At 57.7% G+C, this 16,199-nt stretch carries 13 protein-coding genes and 1 pseudogene; 5 read left to right on the forward strand and 9 right to left on the reverse strand.

The genetic code is table 11. From position 1 onward, the window contains the following. Positions 1-2: 2 nt before the first annotated feature. A complete protein-coding gene (locus CIK78_RS02615; RefSeq protein ID WP_096276953.1) occupies positions 3-791 on the forward strand; it encodes an alpha/beta fold hydrolase in 789 nt (262 codons plus the stop codon). 89 nt (positions 792-880) lie between these two features. Here CIK78_RS02615 and CIK78_RS02620 read toward each other — a convergent pair whose 3' ends face one another. The 7 genes from CIK78_RS02620 to glyA all read right to left on the reverse strand — a co-directional run bounded on the left by CIK78_RS02620 (position 881) and on the right by glyA (position 10,044). Continuing rightward, the gene (locus tag CIK78_RS02620; protein WP_096276955.1) at positions 881-2,263 is read right to left on the reverse strand and encodes an L-serine ammonia-lyase; all 1,383 of its coding nucleotides are present in this window, start codon (positions 2,261-2,263) and stop codon (positions 881-883) included. Between the two features lie 155 nt (positions 2,264-2,418). Then, positions 2,419-3,285 carry a formyltetrahydrofolate deformylase gene (gene purU, locus CIK78_RS02625; RefSeq protein ID WP_096276957.1) on the reverse strand — a complete coding sequence of 289 codons (867 nt, stop codon included), beginning with the start codon at positions 3,283-3,285 and terminating at the stop codon, positions 2,419-2,421. A gap of 66 nt (positions 3,286-3,351) precedes the next feature. Beyond that, positions 3,352-3,984 carry a sarcosine oxidase subunit gamma family protein gene (gene soxG, locus CIK78_RS02630; RefSeq protein WP_096276960.1) on the reverse strand — a complete coding sequence of 211 codons (633 nt, stop codon included), beginning with the start codon at positions 3,982-3,984 and terminating at the stop codon, positions 3,352-3,354. Further along, a complete protein-coding gene (locus tag CIK78_RS02635) occupies positions 3,977-7,018 on the reverse strand; it encodes a sarcosine oxidase subunit alpha family protein (RefSeq protein ID WP_096276962.1) in 3,042 nt (1,013 codons plus the stop codon). Before CIK78_RS02635 ends, soxG begins: the two co-directional genes overlap by 8 nt. Then, positions 7,015-7,404, reverse strand: coding sequence for a sarcosine oxidase subunit delta (locus CIK78_RS02640; protein WP_096276964.1), 390 nt, complete (start codon positions 7,402-7,404; stop codon positions 7,015-7,017). Before CIK78_RS02640 ends, CIK78_RS02635 begins: the two co-directional genes overlap by 4 nt. Positions 7,405-7,416: 12 nt before the next feature. Next, positions 7,417-8,667: a sarcosine oxidase subunit beta family protein gene (locus CIK78_RS02645; protein WP_096276966.1), complete on the reverse strand. Its 1,251-nt coding sequence runs from the start codon at positions 8,665-8,667 to the stop codon at positions 7,417-7,419. Positions 8,668-8,712: 45 nt separating this feature from the next. Continuing rightward, entirely contained in the window at positions 8,713-10,044 is a 1,332-nt protein-coding gene (glyA, locus tag CIK78_RS02650) for a serine hydroxymethyltransferase (RefSeq protein ID WP_096276969.1), read from the reverse strand. Positions 10,045-10,446: 402 nt separating this feature from the next. Between glyA and fdhA the strand changes: the two genes are divergently transcribed. Then, entirely contained in the window at positions 10,447-11,634 is a 1,188-nt protein-coding gene (gene fdhA, locus CIK78_RS02655; RefSeq protein WP_096276971.1) for a formaldehyde dehydrogenase, glutathione-independent, read from the forward strand. A gap of 167 nt (positions 11,635-11,801) precedes the next feature. Here the strand turns inward: fdhA and CIK78_RS02660 are convergent, their stop codons facing one another. Continuing rightward, on the reverse strand, positions 11,802-12,908 hold the full coding sequence (locus CIK78_RS02660; RefSeq protein ID WP_096276974.1) for a hybrid-cluster NAD(P)-dependent oxidoreductase: 1,107 nt from the start codon (positions 12,906-12,908) through the stop codon (positions 11,802-11,804). A 368-nt stretch (positions 12,909-13,276) separates the two neighbouring features. Here CIK78_RS02660 and CIK78_RS02665 point away from each other — a divergent pair, with 368 nt between their 5' ends. Beyond that, a complete protein-coding gene (locus CIK78_RS02665; protein WP_096276976.1) occupies positions 13,277-14,563 on the forward strand; it encodes an aromatic ring-hydroxylating dioxygenase subunit alpha in 1,287 nt (428 codons plus the stop codon). A gap of 74 nt (positions 14,564-14,637) precedes the next feature. Here CIK78_RS02665 and CIK78_RS02670 read toward each other — a convergent pair whose 3' ends face one another. After that, on the reverse strand, positions 14,638-14,871 hold the full coding sequence (locus CIK78_RS02670; protein WP_096276978.1) for a hypothetical protein: 234 nt from the start codon (positions 14,869-14,871) through the stop codon (positions 14,638-14,640). A 53-nt stretch (positions 14,872-14,924) separates the two neighbouring features. On the opposite strand from CIK78_RS02670, the pseudogene CIK78_RS02675 reads away from it, so the two are divergent. Together CIK78_RS02675 and CIK78_RS02680 are read left to right on the forward strand one after the other, a co-directional pair. After that, positions 14,925-15,101 (forward strand): annotated as a pseudogene (locus CIK78_RS02675) (BCCT family transporter); the annotation flags it as partial. Positions 15,102-15,190: 89 nt separating this feature from the next. After that, the gene (locus CIK78_RS02680; RefSeq protein ID WP_096276980.1) at positions 15,191-16,078 is read left to right on the forward strand and encodes a DMT family transporter; all 888 of its coding nucleotides are present in this window, start codon (positions 15,191-15,193) and stop codon (positions 16,076-16,078) included. Positions 16,079-16,199: the final 121 nt, after the last annotated feature.

The raw sequence follows: 16,199 nt of genomic DNA on the forward strand, positions 1-16,199 counted from the left end.
CTATGGCATTCCATATCATCAGCGGTCGCAGCGTGGCTTACCGGCTGCTCGGAGCAGAAGCCAATCCACTCGTGGTGCTGGCGCATCCGCTGGGCATGAGCCAAGCGGTATGGGATGACGTCATTCCTGCACTGCTGCCTAGCTATCGAGTGCTCACCTGGGATCTACCCGGTCATGGTGCTAGCCAGGCAGTGGGCGGTAAGCGCATCAGCCCCGCTGATCTCGCCGCAGAGGCGCTTGCGCTGGTAGAGCTTGCAGGCGCTGCACGCTTTCACTTCGCCGGCACCTCGATAGGCGGCGTGGTTGGTCAGCAACTGATAGCCGAACATGCACATCGCCTGCTCTCCGTCACGCTAACCAACACCGGCGCGGTGATCGGCACTGCGGAGCTGTGGAGCACCCGTGCAGGCCGCGTGCGCCAGGAAGGCCTAGCGGCGATGTCTCAAGAGATCGTGCCGCGCTGGTTTGCACCGACGGCGTTTGCCGCAAACCCCGCGTTGAAAGCCGGCTGGTGCACCCAAATGGGCCGTGGCGATGATGAATCTTACGCCCAGCTGTGTGAAATGCTGGGGCGCGATAGCTTTACAGGAAAGCTGACTGGCAAGCACGTCAACGTACAGCTGTTGGGTGGCAGTGAAGATCTAGCCACCCCGCCCGCGACGCTGGAAGCACTCGCAGCGGAGCTCGATGGCGCACCGCTGGATATTTTTGACGGCGTGGGCCATGTGCCCTCGGTAGAGGCCTCGGCGCTGTTTGCGCAAAAGCTCCTCAATGTATTGGCGGCTGATTAAGGCGATGTGCCCAAGCATTACTTGGGCTTTTAATGAACCCAGCGCTAGATAGTATGTTAGCTCAGCAATGTATGGCTAAAGCGTACTCTCTAGCACTCAATGGCATTAACGGCCAATCCGCCCTTGGACGTTTCCTTGTACTTATCCAGCATGTCTTTTCCAGTATCGCGCATCGTGCGGATGACTTTATCTAGGGAGATAAAGTGGGTGCCGTCGCCGCGCAGGGCCATCTGGGCGGCGTTGATCGCCTTGACGGTGGCGATGGCATTGCGCTCGATGCAGGGCACCTGAACCAGGCCGCCCACCGGGTCACAGGTCAGGCCCAGATTGTGCTCCAAGCCGATTTCGGCGGCGTTTTCAACCTGCTCAGGCGTGGCGCCCATGACTTCAGCCAAGCCGGCAGCCGCCATGGCGCATGCCGAGCCAACCTCGCCCTGGCAGCCTACTTCTGCGCCGGATATGGAGGCGTTTTTCTTGCATAGAATGCCGATCGCGCTGGCGGCGAGCAGGAAATCCACTACGTTGCGCTCGCTGGCGCCCGCCTGAAACTTCATATAGTAGTGCAGCACCGCGGGAATAATGCCTGCAGCCCCATTTGTCGGGGCCGTCACCATGCGTCCGCCCGCGGCATTCTCTTCGTTCACGGCGAGCGCAAAGATATTGACCCACTCCATGGCGGAGAAGGTTGTAGCGATCAGGCAGTCGTTCTGCTCGGCCGCTTGCAGGCGTTGATGAAGCTGCCTGGCTCGGCGTTTGACGTTGAGCCCCCCGGGCAGAATACCCTCATGGGTCAGCCCATTATTAATGCACTCACACATGACCTGCCAGATGCGCCAAAGCTCGCTTCTGACCTCTTCTTCCGGGCGCCATGTTTTCTCGTTTTCCATCATCAGGCGGCTGATGCTCATGTTTTCGCGCTTGCAGATAGTCAGAAGCTCTTCGGCACTGTTGAAATCGAAAGGGATTTCAGCCGTGTCCATGTCTTCAAGTTTGGCATCCACCTGAGTTTGGTCGACCACAAAGCCACCGCCCACTGAGTAATAGGTATTGGCGGTTAGCAGGCTGTCGTCCTCTGCAAAGGCGCAAAGCTTCATGGCATTGGGGTGGTGGGGTAGGCTCTCTTCATGAAAGATAATGTCTCGATCCCAAACGAAAGCAACGGCTTTCTGACGCCCCAGCGACAAACATTGGGTGGCTTTTAACGTGTCAATTGTCGGCAAGATAATCGAGGGATCGATGCTGTCAGGCCGCTCTCCCAACAAGCCCATGACAATGGCATGGTCGGTTCCATGGCCAATACCCGTGGCGGAAAGCGAGCCATATAGGTGCACCTCCAGACGGCCCACCTGGTCGAGTATCTGGCTATCGCGCAGAACCGCCGCAAACTTGAAGGCTGCCATCATGGGGCCAACCGTATGCGAGCTCGATGGGCCGACGCCAATCTTGAAAAGATCGAAAACACTGATAGGCATGGAAGACCTCTGAATTGGGAATAAAAAGCCGGCTCACCAGGTTTGAAACAGGATAAACGCGCATAACTGACGCATTATTTACCAGTCGTCAAAACCGATGAACAGACTTAACTATTGTGCTGTTGGCTTTAGTGAAAACGTTGCGTTATGCGAGATCAGTTGCCGAACACGACCGTGCGCCCGTTATGCAAGAAAACCCGTCGCTCAAGGTGATAACCAATAGCCCTAGCCAGCGTCAGGCACTCTATATCGCGCCCTTTGGCAACCAGATCCTCAGGGTAGTGCGCGTGGTCGACCGGCTCTACCCCTTGGGCTATAATTGGCCCCTCATCCAGGTCATTATTGATGTAGTGAGCCGTGGCGCCGACCAGCTTTACGCCTTTTTCATAGGCCTGGTGGTAAGGTTTTGCACCTTTGAAGCCCGGCAGCAGTGAGTGGTGAATATTGATGGCTCGCCCGCTCAGAAGCTCGCACATGTGCGGCGACAGAACCTGCATGTAGCGCGCCAGAATTACCAGCTCCGCTCCAGTATCTTCAATAATATCGAGCACCTGGGCCTCTTGCTCAGCCTTGGTGTCGGGAGTGATGGGTATATGATAGTAAGGCAGATCGTGCCAGCTCGCTAAAGACTCAAGGTCCGGGTGATTGGAGATAATCGCCTTGATGTCCAGCGGCAGCTGACCGGTACGGTAGCGGTAAAGAAGATCGTTTAGGCAGTGATCCGCTTTAGATACAAGAATCACGGCACCCGTTTTCTTGGCGGGAGGCGTTAGCTCGAATGTCATGCCGAACTCGGCCGCGCGATGTTCAAAATGTTCCTGAAACGCCTGCTCATTGAAGGCATCAAGCTCAGGACGAAATTCCGCCCGAATAAAGAAACGCTCGCCTAGCCGGTCATCGAAGGAGTTAAGTTCGGTGATATAACAGTGCTGCTCCTTTAAAAAGCGGGTAACGACATCGACCGTGCCCAAAATACTGGGGCATTGGGCGGCAAGTATCCAGGTATCCGTCATTCGGCTCATGGCGCTTCTCTTTCATCAGCTTAATCAGCAGTCAGGGCAGATCGGCGATGCCGACCTGCCAGCTTATTATTGTGTATCGATACCATATTCCGCTGAGGCGTCGAGCAACCAGCGGTAGCAGTAGTCGGCAAAGCTGCGGCGCACGACCAGCTCCCAGTGCGTCTCGGAAGGGCGGCGCAGGACAACAGTGGCTTTGGCAAACACTGTGGTCACGCCCTTACCGACCGGAAAGGCATTGGGATGCACATCGTAGGAGGTCGACTTCATCAGCACCTCGCGGGCGTTAGCGCCGCTAAGCGTCAATACCGTTTGGCCACCGCTGGCGTTGATGATGCTGAAGTGAGCGTCTCCCAGCGCCTCGCGCAGTGCGCGTTCGAGCTTGAACTCCTCGCCACCCGGCACGATCACCAGCCACTCATCGGGCGAGAGCCACTGGATGGAGCGCTCGCCGCTATCGTCATGCTCCAATGCATTGGGCTTGGCCGGTAGGTTCATACCCAGCGTTGCGCGAACCGCTTCATCCAGCACGATGGCTCCGCCACGTAGTACCAGATGGCCCATCAGCGCTTTTTCACGCAGGACAACACCTGCCTGGCCGTTAGCGCGGGGCGCCGGGTGCTGCTGGTAGCTCCATGCCATTGGAGATTCGACCTGCGGGTTGCCGTCGGGCACGGTATTAAACTCGCATACATTAGACATGCTGACGCTCTCCTTTCGGGTCGATAAACACAGGGCTTACGATTTCGGCTTCATGCACCGTGCCGTCCGTCATGGGGATATACACGGTCTGGCCCATGCGTTCGTGCCCACCCATCACCACGGCAAGCGCAAAGCCGTGCTTGAGCGAGGCGCTGTAGTAGCTCGACGTGACGTGGCCTTTCATATCCATGGGAATGGATTGCTTGCCGTCGAAGACGATCTGCGCGCCTTCCTCCAATACAACGCTTGGATCTTTTGGCTTTAAGCCGACAAACTGCTTGCGGTCCTTGCGGCGGGTATCTGGGCGCGACAGGGCCCGCTTGCCGATCCATGCGAAAGGTTTGTCGTAACCGATCGCCCACTGCATGCCGAGATCTTCCGGCGTCACCGAGCCATCGGTATCCTGACCGACAATGATCAGGCCTTTTTCGGCACGCAGCACGTGCATAGTTTCGGTGCCGTAGGGCGTCAGGTCATACTTCTTGCCGTGCTCAAAGAGTTTTTTCCAGACGTGCATGGCGTAGTTGGCCTGCACGTTGATTTCAAACGCCAGCTCCCCGGTAAACGAGATACGGAAGATACGCGCAGGCACTTCGGCGACCGTCGCATCGCGCCAGTCCATGAACTTGAAGTTCTCTTTATCAAGATCCATATCCGTTAGCTCGGAAAGCAGCTTACGCGCATCCGGGCCGGTTACGGTCATGGTCGCCCAGTGGTCGGTTACCGAATTGAAGTAGACCTGAAGCTCGGGCCATTCGGTCTGGTGCCACAGCTCCAGCCATTCCAGCACGCCTGCCGCGCCACCGGTGGTGGTGGTCATCAGGAAGTGGTTATCGCCCAGGCAACTGGTGGTGCCGTCGTCCATCAGCATACCGTCGTCTTTACACATCAGGCCGTAGCGCACGCGCCCGGGGGCGAGCTGGGCCCACTTGTTGGTATAGATGCGGCCCAGGAACTCGCGGGCATCCGGTCCCTGAATATCGATCTTACCCAGGGTGGAGGCGTCGAGAATACCCACGCCTTCGCGGACGGCTAAACACTCGCGGTTGACCGCTTCGTGCATTGTTTCCATTTTTCCATTCACGGAGCGTGGGAAATACCAGGGACGCTTCCACTGACCCACGTCCTCGAACTCAGCGCTATTCTCCACATGCCATTGGTGCAGCGCGGTGTAGCGCTCTGGGTCAAACAGCTCTCCGCAGTGACGACCAACGATGGATCCAAACGTCACCGGCGTATAGTTGGGTCGGAAGACGGTGGTGCCTACTTCAGGAATTGATCGATCCAGGCAGCGAGCGGCAATCGCCATGCCGTTGATATTACCCAGCTTGCCCTGGTCGGTACCAAAGCCCAGTGCGGTGTAGCGCTTGACGTGTTCGATGGATTCAAAGCCTTCGCGGGTGGCCACTTCAATGCCCGCGGCGGTGACATCGTTTTGCAGGTCAACAAACTGCTTGGGGGCACGTAGGGCGCTCTTTTCATGGGGCACCTGATAAAGTGCGCAGGCCGGGGCGTCGCGTCGCGCCTGAGTAGCCGGCAGCACGATATCCTGAGCGTTGTTAAAGCCACTTTCCAGCGCGGCCAGGCGGCCAGCGCGAGCGCCATCAGCCAGTGTCTCGCTCAACGCATAGTAACCGGCCACGCCGCCTACCGATTGCATGCCCCTGACCTTGCCGGGTATAAAGCCCAGCAGCTCATCATTCCAGACGGGCCGCGTACCGGTGTGTGAAGACAGGTGAACCACCGGGCTATAGCCGCCAGAGCTTGCGATGGTATCGCACACAAGTTCTTCGACCTTCCCGGTCACCGCATGGCGCTTGAGATCAATGGCGGAAACCCGTGCCCCGGTGACGCGCTGGTTGCCACGCGACTCAATCACGGCACTGCCGGTGATAACGCGAATACCGCTGTCGCGGGCCTGACGAACCAGGTCGCCGTCGGGGGTGGCCCGCGCATCGACAATCGCGACGACCTTGCGCCCAGCCTCTTTCCAGTCAAGCGCGGCACGATAGGCGTGGTCGTTGCTGGTGGTGAGCACCAGGCTGTTGCCGGGCACCACCGCATAGCGGCGGATGTAGTTGGAGACCGCTCCGGCGAGCATATTGCCTGGCAGGTCATTGTTGGCATACACCAGCGGGCGTTCGTGGGTGCCGCTGGCCAGCACCACCTGGGCGGCGCGCACGCGGTGCAGCCGTGCCCGCGACTCATCGGGGAAGCCCGCTTCACGAGCAGTATCGGCCAGGTGCTCGGTACGCCGCTCGTGCAGCGTGACAAAGTTGTGATCGTGATAACCGTTAGCGGTGGTGCGCGGCAACAGCATCACGGTTTCCATACCAGCAAGCTCGTTGAGTGTCTGCTTAATCCAGCGCGACGCGGCGATACCATCAAGGGTCTCGCGGCTGTCCAGCAGCGAGCCGCCCATTTCTTCTTGCTCGTCGCACAGGATAACGCGGGCGCCGGCACGGGCGGCGGTAAGCGCCGCGGCAAGACCCGCCGGGCCCGCACCAATCACCATCACATCGCAGTGATGATGCATGTGATCGTAGATATCTGGGTCGGATTCAGTGGGCGCGCGGCCCAGGCCCGCGCCCATGCGGATGTACTTCTCATAAGTCATCCACATTGAGGCAGGAGCCATGAAGGTTTTGTAGTAGAACCCCGGCGGCATGAAGTTACCACCCAGGCGGCCTACCCAGCTCATTACGTCACGCTGGACGTTAGGCCAACCGTTGGTACTACGCGCCACCAGACCGTTATACAGGCCTTGCTGGGTGGCACGGACGTTGGGCACCTGAGTGTTATCCCGGGCGCCTAGCTGGACGACCGCATTGGGCTCTTCAGCACCTGCGGCGACAATCCCGCGAGCGCGTGAGTACTTGAAGCTGCGGTTGACGATATCCACGCCGTTGGCGAGCAGTGCCGAGGCCAGCGTGTCGCCCTTAAAACCTTGGTAGCTCTGGCCGTTAAAGGTGAACTCAAGCACCTGGGAGCGATCGACGCGACCGCCGGCATCAATACGATTTTTCTGGGTCATGACGAGGCCTCCTCGTTCAGTGCCTTGCTTTCAGGGCGTGCGCCCACGGTCTGCCAGCCACCATCGGCCGTTTGAACGCCTTGTTCGTGACGAACGTTGGGCGCTGCCGCCGTCATGGTCGGCTGCTCACCCATGGGGTAGGTTTCAAGGATCTCGTAGGTCACCGTGTTGCGGGTGATATTGAAAAACTTGCGACAGCCCACTGAGTGCACCCACATTTCGTGGTGAATGCCGCGCGGGTTGTTGCGGAAGAACAGGTAGTCGCCCCACTCTTCGTCGTTGGTATTGTCCGGGTCGGAGGGGCGCATCAGGTGGGCCTGGCCGCGAGCGTGGAACTCCTCTTCCTCGCGGTGCTCCTTGCAGTAAGGGCAGAAGATATAAAACATGATGGGCTCTCCTTAGTGCGCCACGCCAGCAGCGCCGTGTTCATCGATCAGCGCACCGGTATGGAAACGATCGATGGAAAAAGGCGCAGCGATGGGATGCATTTCACCTTTGGCCAGACTCGCGGCGAAAATATGTCCGGAGCCGGGGGTCGCCTTGAAGCCACCGGTGCCCCAGCCACAGTTGAAATACAGACCCTTGACCTTTGTCTTGGACAGAATCGGGCAGGCATCAGGGCAGGTATCTACAATGCCGCCCCACTGGCGGTTCATGCGCACCCGGGAGAACATCGGGAACATCTCAACGATGGCCTGAAGAGTGTGCTCAATGGTCGGGTAGCTGCCGCGCTGGCCGTAGCCTATGTAGCCGTCGATACCGGCACCGATGACCAGATCGCCTTTGTCGGACTGACTGATATAGCCGTGAACGTGGTTGGACATGGTGACGGTGTTGAGAATTGGCTTGAGCGGCTCGGAGACCAGCGCCTGTAGCGGATGCGACTCTAGCGGCAGTTTGATGCCCGCCATGTTGGCCAGCACGCCGGAATTACCCGCCGCAACACAGCCCACGGTGTTGGCTTCGATATCGCCGCGATTGGTATGGACGCCGAGCACCTTGCCGTCACGAATCTTGAAGCCGGTGACTTCGGTATTCTGCAAAAGGTCGACACCCAGCGCGTCGGCGGCGCGAGCATATCCCCAGGCGACCGCGTCGTGGCGTGCAACGCCCGCGCTCTTCTGCCAGGAAGCCCCCATGATCGGGTAGCGGGCGCGGGTGGAGATATCCAGCTCAGGCTCGATCTCCTTGATCTGCTGGGGGGTGACCACTTCACTGTCGATGCCGTTCAGGCGGTTGGCGTGAACGCGGCGTTGAATGTCGCGCATATCCTGCAAGGTGTGGCCCAGGTTGAGCACGCCGCGCTGGGAAAACATCACGTTGTAGTTCAGATCCTGGGAAAGGCCTTTCCATAGATCCAGCGAGTGGTTATAGAGCCGTCCCGCTTCATCCCACAGGTAGTTGGAACGTACGATGGTCGTATTACGTGCGGTATTACCCCCTCCCAGCCAGCCTTTTTCGACCACGGCGACATTTTTGATGCCGAACTCTTTTGCCAGGTAGTAGGCGGTGGCTAGCCCGTGGCCGCCACCGCCGACGATAATGACGTCGTAGCGCTTTTTAGGTTCGGGGTTGCGCCATTGGCGCTCCCAGTTTTCGTGGTGCCCGAGCGCATGTTTGACCAGTCCGAAGCCGGAATAACGTTGCATAAAGTTTCTCCTTGATCGGCTCCGTGGAGCCCGCTGCGGCTATCGTCAGGCGACTGAGGTTGCACTATCGGCCACTTGCTCACTCGTGGTTTGGGCTTGGCCATACACCGGGTAGTGGGCGCACAGATCGGAGACATTTTCGCGCACCTGGTTTTCTACCGCCGTGGTGTCCTGCTGGTCGGTAAGTACATTCAGAATGTCGCAGATCCAGCCAGCTAACTGTTCGCAGTCCGCCTCTACCATCCCGCGAGTGGTCACCGCCGGCGTGCCGATGCGCAGACCCGACGTAACGAAGGGGCTTTGCGGGTCGTTGGGCACGGTATTCTTGTTGACCGTGATATGTGCACGCCCAAGTGCCGCATCGGCATCTTTACCGGTAATGCCTTGCTTGATCAGCGAGACCAGGAACAGGTGATCGTCGGTACCGCCGGAAACGACGTCAAAGCCGCGCTCAACGAAGACGCGGGCCATGGTGCGGGCGTTTTCGATGACCTGGCGCTGATAGTTGACGAAACCCTGATTCATGGCCTCCTTGAACGCGACGGCCTTGGCGGCGATCACATGCATCAGCGGGCCGCCCTGCTGGCCGGGGAATACCGCGCCGTTGAGCTTTTTGTACAGCGTCTCGTCGCCATCGGCCGACAGAATCAAGCCGCCGCGCGGGCCGCGCAGTGTCTTGTGAGTCGTGGTAGTTACGACATGAGCGTGGGGCAGCGGACTTGGGTAGAGCCCGGCGGCCACCAGCCCGGCTACGTGGGCCATATCAACCATCAGATAGGCACCAACTTCATCGGCGATGGTGCGAAAACGACGCCAGTCAACGACCCGTGAATAGGCCGAAAAGCCAGCAATGATCATTTTCGGCTGATGCTCGCGCGCCAGACGATCGACTTCTTCGTAGTCGATCTCACCGGTGCCTTCAACCAAGCCGTACTGGATAGCGTTGTAGTGCTTGCCCGAGAAGTTCGGCGCCGCGCCATGAGTCAGGTGGCCGCCGTGGGCCAGACTCATGCCCAGGATGGTGTCGCCGGGGCTTACCAGCGCCATGAACACAGCCGCATTGGCTTGAGCGCCGGAGTGGGGCTGTACGTTGGCATAATTGGCGCCAAAGAGACTACATGCCCGCTCGATCGCCAGCGCTTCAACCTTGTCGACGAATTCACAGCCGCCGTAATAGCGCTTGCCCGGATAGCCTTCCGCATATTTGTTGGTCAGCTGAGTGCCCTGGGCTTCCATGACCAGTTTGCTGGTGTAATTCTCAGAAGCAATCAGTTCGATATGGGCTTCTTGACGCACTGTCTCTTCAGCAATTGCCGAAGCAAGTGCTGTGTCGTAGTTAGCCAAGCGGGCGTCGGGAGAAAAATTGTTGTGAGCCATCTGCGTCTCCATGCTAGTCGCTTTTTTCGATACGGAAGTCTTTTAGCGTCGGTAATCACATCACCGATCAACGCTATCCTGCAGCGATAGTATCGTTGGGCCTTTCCCCCAAGATGCTTGCCGACGTCACCGCTCGGCGTATTTGCGACATTGGCCTGAATTTTTTATGGGGCTTTATGAGGCGTCGCCCATTTATTGTTCGACGTCGCTTATGAGTAATTGTGGGGGGGCCGGGTGCGTCATGCTGCGGCAACAGGTTGATGTTTTTAGTTGGCCTGCTTGTTCGGAAGCACTTTTCGCAGGTGCTTCAAATACGCCAGCTCGATTCAAGAATAATGATGCCAGCGCAGTTATTGAGAGTGTTCTTGAGACTGCGCCAGTGCCCAGAAGAGAGGATTCCGCATGTCCAACAATCGTGGTGTTGTTTATATCGGCGACGGTAAGGTCGAAGTTCAGGATATCGCCTACCCGAAAATGGAAACGCCCAATGGCAAGCCCATTGATCACGGCGTCATTTTGAAAGTGGTTTCAACGAATATTTGTGGCTCCGACCAGCACATGGTGCGCGGGCGGACCACGGCGCCTGCGGGTATGGTGCTGGGCCATGAGATCACCGGTGAGGTGATCGAGAAGGGCAAGGGCGTTGAATTCCTCAGCATTGGCGATATTGTGTCAGTGCCTTTCAACGTGGCCTGTGGCCGCTGCCGTACCTGCAAGGAAGGTCATACCGGCCTTTGCCTGCATGTTAACGATGATCGTGCGGGCGGTGCCTACGGCTATGTCGACATGGGCGGCTGGGTAGGCGGGCAGGCGCACTACGTGATGGTGCCTTACGCCGACTTCAATCTGCTCAAGTTCCCGGATCGCGACCAGGCCATGACTCAGATCCGCGATTTGACCATGCTGAGCGATATTCTCCCGACCGGTTTCCACGGCGCTTTGAAAGCCGGCGTGGGTGCGGGTTCTACGGTTTACGTTGCCGGCGCAGGCCCGGTGGGGCTAGCCGCAGCAGCCTCGGCGCGCCTGTTAGGGGCGGCCGTGGTAATGATTGGTGACTTCAATCAGCAGCGCCTGGAGCACGCTCGCAAGATGGGTTTTGTGCCGATTGATCTGAGCAAGCATGACCGTCTGGGCGAAATGATTGCCGCGGTGGTCGGCGAGCCCAGCGTTGACAGCGCCATTGATGCAGTCGGTTTTGAGGCGATCGGACACGGCGGTAAGGAGCAGCCGGCGGTGGTGCTTAACCAGATGATGGAAGTTACCCGTGAGGGTGGCTCCATCGGCATTCCGGGGCTTTACGTGACCGAAGATCCGGGCGCAACCGAGAAAGCCGCGCAAACTGGTAATCTGAGCCTGCGCTTTGGCCAGGGCTGGGCCAAGGGGCTCTCTTTCCATACAGGCCAGACGCCGGTGGTACAGTACAACCGCCAACTGATGCAAGCCATCCTGCACGGGCGCTTGAACATTGCCGAGATCGTTAATGCGCAGGTTATTTCGCTTGAAGATGCACCGACCGGCTACGAGCAGTTCGATGCGGGCGTGGCGAGCAAGTTTGTACTCGACCCCCATGGAATGCTGGGCGTTGCCTAATTAAGCGTCGAAAGAACGGTTAATCAACGCTTTAAATGCTCATGGCCAAAGGCCATGAGCATTTTTTTGTGTCTGCTTATGGTGAGTTAGCGGCATAAAAAACGGATACCGAAGCACGTCGGTATCCGCTTTTGGCAGACCTGCTTGAAGAGCATCGGCTTGCCGCGTTAGAAATCGACCACCAGATCGCCTTTCGGTTTGCTGCAGCAGGACAGGATGTAGCCCTCTTCAATATCCTCGTCGGTAATGCCGCCGTTGTGTTCCATTTCCACTTCACCGGATTTCAGTTCCACCCGGCAAGTGCCGCAGATGCCCATACCGCAGGCCTTGGGAATATGCAGGCCCAGCTTGGCCGCCGCCGCGTGCACCGTCTCGCCTGGCTGAATACGCACGCTTTTGTTCGATTGGGCGAATTCGATATTGATCAGGTCCTCGGGCTCGGCCTGCTCGGCTGCCACTTCGGCCTGTTCGGCAAGCTCCAGGACATCTTCCTGAACGTCCATCGGCGTGGCGCCAAACGACTCTTCATGGTAGTGATCCATGTCGTAGTTGTTAGCGCGTAAAATCGCCTTGATGGCGTTCATATAGGGCGTCGGGCCACAGCAGAATATTTCTCTTTCCAGAAAATCCGGTGCCATCAGCTCAAGCATGGGCTGGGTCAGAAAGCCCCGGTAGCCGGCCCACGCCTCGCCAATATCGTCTTTCTTTTCGCACACGATATGCAGCTTGAACTCGGGAATACGCGAGAACATATGCACTAGCTCGCGGTGATAGATGACGTCACGTGGCGCCCGTGCACTGTGAATAAACTCGACGTCTACGTTGGCATTGGTATCGAAGAACCAGCGGGTCATCGACATCAGTGGGGTAATGCCCACTCCGCCGGAGAGGAACAGCACCTTTTCGGCAGGAAAGTCGATTGAGTTAAAGTTACCCACCGGGCCATGGACTACCAGCTCGTCGCCTACCTTGAGGTTGGCGTGCAGCCAGTTGGAGACATGGCCGCCTGGCACCTGCTTGACCGTGATTGAAAAACTATAAGGCACAGAGGGAGAGCTTGAGATCGTATAGGAGCGCATGATCGGCTGAGTGTCTATTTCAAGCTCCAGCGTCACAAACTGGCCCGGCTTGAAGAAGAACATTACCGGCTGTTCAGCCATAAAGCAGAACGTGCGAACGTCAAAGGTTTCCTGAATGATCTTGACGCACCGCACATGGTGGCGACCGTTGGTCCAGGTCTGGGTCGTGACGGGATTGAAGAAGTTCATTGTCATCGTCGTCTCAATATGGCTGTGCTATCGGGTTGCCTTCACCGGCCCGTCCTGTTTGCACGGCCCAGCACCATTACCCTGCATTCTGGGTACGCGCTTTGCGGCCAGCTTGCCTGTTAGCGACACACGCTTACCTTGCAACACCTTCTGCTGATCAAAAATCTCCGCTTACGTCGTCGCCACGCCACATAGTGTCGTGGGCAGATAATTGACGGCAAAAGCCCTGCACCACAATCCATCAATAAGTAACAAGCGCTGCGCGCTTCACACAATCGCCAGGTTACGCAACTTAACAACAAGACAATCACGTTTGGTTAACGACCCTGTCGCCGTCCTGAGTAAGGGAGGCGGTGTTAAAAAGGATATCTGGTATGAACAAGACAATGGATTACACACACAACGACCCACTGGCATTCATGCGTGAAGCGACGGTTGATATGCTGCAGTCCCGGGCGAGCGCCTTTTCTCTACCCCAACCGTTCTACAACGATGCCCGCCTGTTTGCGCTCGATATGCAGGAAGTATTTGAAAAGGAATGGCTATTTGCGGGCATGACCTGTGAGATCCCGGCCAAGGGCAATTTCATGACGTTAGAGATCGGTGACAACCCGATTGTTATCGTGCGCGGCGGCGAAGGTCAGATTCATGCGTTTCATAACGTATGTCGCCACCGCGGTTCACGGCTGTGCACCAAGGACAAGGGTAAAGTCGCCAAGCTGGTGTGCCCCTACCACCAGTGGACCTATGAGCTCGATGGCCGGTTGCTGTTTGCCGGAAGCGATATGGGCACTGACTTCGATCTTAATCAGTTTGGTTTGAAGCCCGTCAGCGTGTGTACCGCCGGCGGCTTTGTGTTTATCAACCTGAGTGATAACCCGCCGGCCATCGATGATTTTCTGGTCACCCTTGAGCATTACCTTGAGCCGTACCAGATGGATAACGTCAAGGTCGCCGCTGAGTCGAGCATTATCGAGCAGGCTAACTGGAAGCTGGTCATCGAAAACAACCGTGAGTGCTACCACTGTAACGGCGCGCACCCAGAGCTGCTTAACTCGCTGATCGAGTTTGACGATACCGAAGACCCGCGTGCGACAGATAAGTACAAGGATCTGGTAACCCGCAAGCAGGCCGACTGGAACGGCGAGCAGATACCCTGGCAGCTAAAACGCTTTGGCAAGCGCAATCGCGTGACGAGAACGCCGCTACTCGATGGCGTGGTCTCCATGACCATGGACGGCAAGCCGGGCTGCCAGAAGCTCATGGGCCGGCTGACCAGCCCGGATATGGGATCGCTGCGCATTCTGCACCTGCCCAACTCCTGGAACCATTTCATGGGTGATCATGCCGTGGTGTTTCGGGTGTTGCCGCTCGGCCCACAGCAAACCATGGTCACCACCAAATGGCTGGTGCATAAGGATGCGGTGGAAGGCGTGGATTACGATCCTGAAAACATGCGCCACGTATGGGATGCCACCAACGATCAGGATCGCCAACTGGTGGAAGAGAACCAGCGCGGCATCAATTCAAAGGCCTACCAGCCGGGGCCTTATTCACAAACCTATGAGTTTGGGGTTATCGACTTTATCGACTGGTACGCCGAGTGCATGCTCACCAACTTGGGCAGCGATAGCTTAGCGCTACAGTTGGCCCAGGGCTAGAACGCTTTTATAACAAACGGGCCCGTGCTGGCGGGCCCGCTGTCAGGCGCTATTTATCCATTACTGATTAGCCATCACTCAAAGGGCAGGAAACGCTCAATTGCTTGGCGTACCGACGGTAGCATGATGGCTTGCTGTGCCATGAGTTCGTGGACCAGTGCAGGGAGTCCTGGAACCGCTTTTTGCTGATGCGCCTGTGCCGCGATACGCGCACATGTATCGGGGTCGGCACCATCAGGAATATCGATACCCAGCGCGGTTAGGCGCGCTCGAAAATCGTCACCATCAATCAGTTCCACAATCATCATGACGGCACCCTCTCACGTGTTGGTCGTTTGGCCTGTCAGTGTACCCGTAACTGGCCGCTAATACCCCGTTGGGCGTTGCCAAAAGCTGGTCGATCGAGCATTTCGACTGGTTGTTCATGATTGCGGGCAATATGTTTGTGGTGTTCTGTCTCGTGTTGATCTGTTTGCCACTTGGGCGGATACGCCTGGGCGGCAGCAAAGCGAAACTGGAGTACTCGCGCATCTCCTGGTCTCCCCTAAGCCAGTGATCCACTGTTACGCTTAACCGCTCGCCCCTTCGGTGGGCGGTTATCTTTTTTGCCGATCAGGAGTCAGACCCATGCAGCTAAGTGCTTATCAACGCGGCTTGCTTATGGTGGTACTGGGGGTGATATTCCTCAGCTTTGATGGCCTGCTGATTCGCCTTGCTGATACTGATGGCTGGACCATCGTGTTCTGGCGCGGTTTTTTGATGTTCAGCGTGCTGGGGTTGTTGTCCCTTGTAGGCAATCGGCTGGTCAGGCTGCGCGTCAATCCGTTCGCCTCACTGGTCTCGGCAATACTGCTTGGGCTGATTTCGGCGCTTTTCGTGCTGGCGGTGATGAACGCCAACGTAGCTAACGTGGTGGTGATTCTTAGTACCGCGCCTCTGTTCGCCGCGCTGTTTTCGCGGGTTTTTCTCAACGAGCGTGTTGCCTTGCGAACGCTGGTGGCGATTGTCATCAGCATGCTAGGCATGAGCCTGGTCTTTATGGGCGAGGGCGCCACGGGGATGCTGGTGGGCAACTTGTATGCCCTGGCGGCGGCGCTGGCAATCGGGGGCAATCTGACGGTGCTGCGTTGTTATCCAAATATTGACCGTATCGTGGTGATTGCCGGCGGGGGCTTGCTTTCGGCGGCTATTGCATTGCCCTTGGCTGCGCCGTTTTCGCTGGATGTCCCGCGCTACGGCGTGCTCGCGGTGATGGGGCTTATTCAGATGCCGCTGGCCACGGTGCTAATCAACAGCGCTACCCGCTATCTGCCATCGACGGAAGTGGCACTTTTCTATTTGGTGGAAACAGCGCTGGGCACGTTGTGGGTGTGGTGGTGGCTGGGCGAGGAGCCTACGGCCTCGACGCTGGCGGGCGGGGCGGTGGTTATCACCGTTTTGGTGGTGCACGCGGGGATCGGCCTGCATCGTGAAAGGCAGCGTTTGCGGCTGTATCCGGGGTTTGTGGGTAAATAACCAAAAACCGAAGGAGGAGGGCTTGAACCCGAGAGGGAATGCCGAAGATGCAGGGGCATTTTTCGGCCATGGCTAAAGACCCCCGCTACGGGTTACTCCTGACCACGCCGAGCATCGTGCA

Origin of the sequence: Halomonas sp. JB37 (genome assembly GCF_002332255.1) — a bacterium.
Classification (GTDB): domain Bacteria; phylum Pseudomonadota; class Gammaproteobacteria; order Pseudomonadales; family Halomonadaceae; genus Vreelandella; species Vreelandella casei.

Coding starts and splice junctions, on each gene's coding strand:
- CIK78_RS02660 (WP_096276974.1), bottom strand. CDS start 12,908: ATGACAATGAACTTCTTCAATCCCGTCACGACCCAGACCTGGACCAAC.
- CIK78_RS02665 (WP_096276976.1), top strand. CDS start 13,277: ATGAACAAGACAATGGATTACACACACAACGACCCACTGGCATTCATG.
- CIK78_RS02680 (WP_096276980.1), top strand. CDS start 15,191: ATGCAGCTAAGTGCTTATCAACGCGGCTTGCTTATGGTGGTACTGGGG.
- CIK78_RS02635 (WP_096276962.1), bottom strand. CDS start 7,018: ATGACCCAGAAAAATCGTATTGATGCCGGCGGTCGCGTCGATCGCTCC.
- CIK78_RS02670 (WP_096276978.1), bottom strand. CDS start 14,871: ATGATGATTGTGGAACTGATTGATGGTGACGATTTTCGAGCGCGCCTA.
- CIK78_RS02615 (WP_096276953.1), top strand. CDS start 3: ATGGCATTCCATATCATCAGCGGTCGCAGCGTGGCTTACCGGCTGCTC.
- CIK78_RS02620 (WP_096276955.1), bottom strand. CDS start 2,263: ATGCCTATCAGTGTTTTCGATCTTTTCAAGATTGGCGTCGGCCCATCG.
- CIK78_RS02645 (WP_096276966.1), bottom strand. CDS start 8,667: ATGCAACGTTATTCCGGCTTCGGACTGGTCAAACATGCGCTCGGGCAC.
- purU (WP_096276957.1), bottom strand. CDS start 3,285: ATGAGCCGAATGACGGATACCTGGATACTTGCCGCCCAATGCCCCAGT.
- soxG (WP_096276960.1), bottom strand. CDS start 3,984: ATGTCTAATGTATGCGAGTTTAATACCGTGCCCGACGGCAACCCGCAG.
- fdhA (WP_096276971.1), top strand. CDS start 10,447: ATGTCCAACAATCGTGGTGTTGTTTATATCGGCGACGGTAAGGTCGAA.
- glyA (WP_096276969.1), bottom strand. CDS start 10,044: ATGGCTCACAACAATTTTTCTCCCGACGCCCGCTTGGCTAACTACGAC.
- CIK78_RS02640 (WP_096276964.1), bottom strand. CDS start 7,404: ATGTTTTATATCTTCTGCCCTTACTGCAAGGAGCACCGCGAGGAAGAG.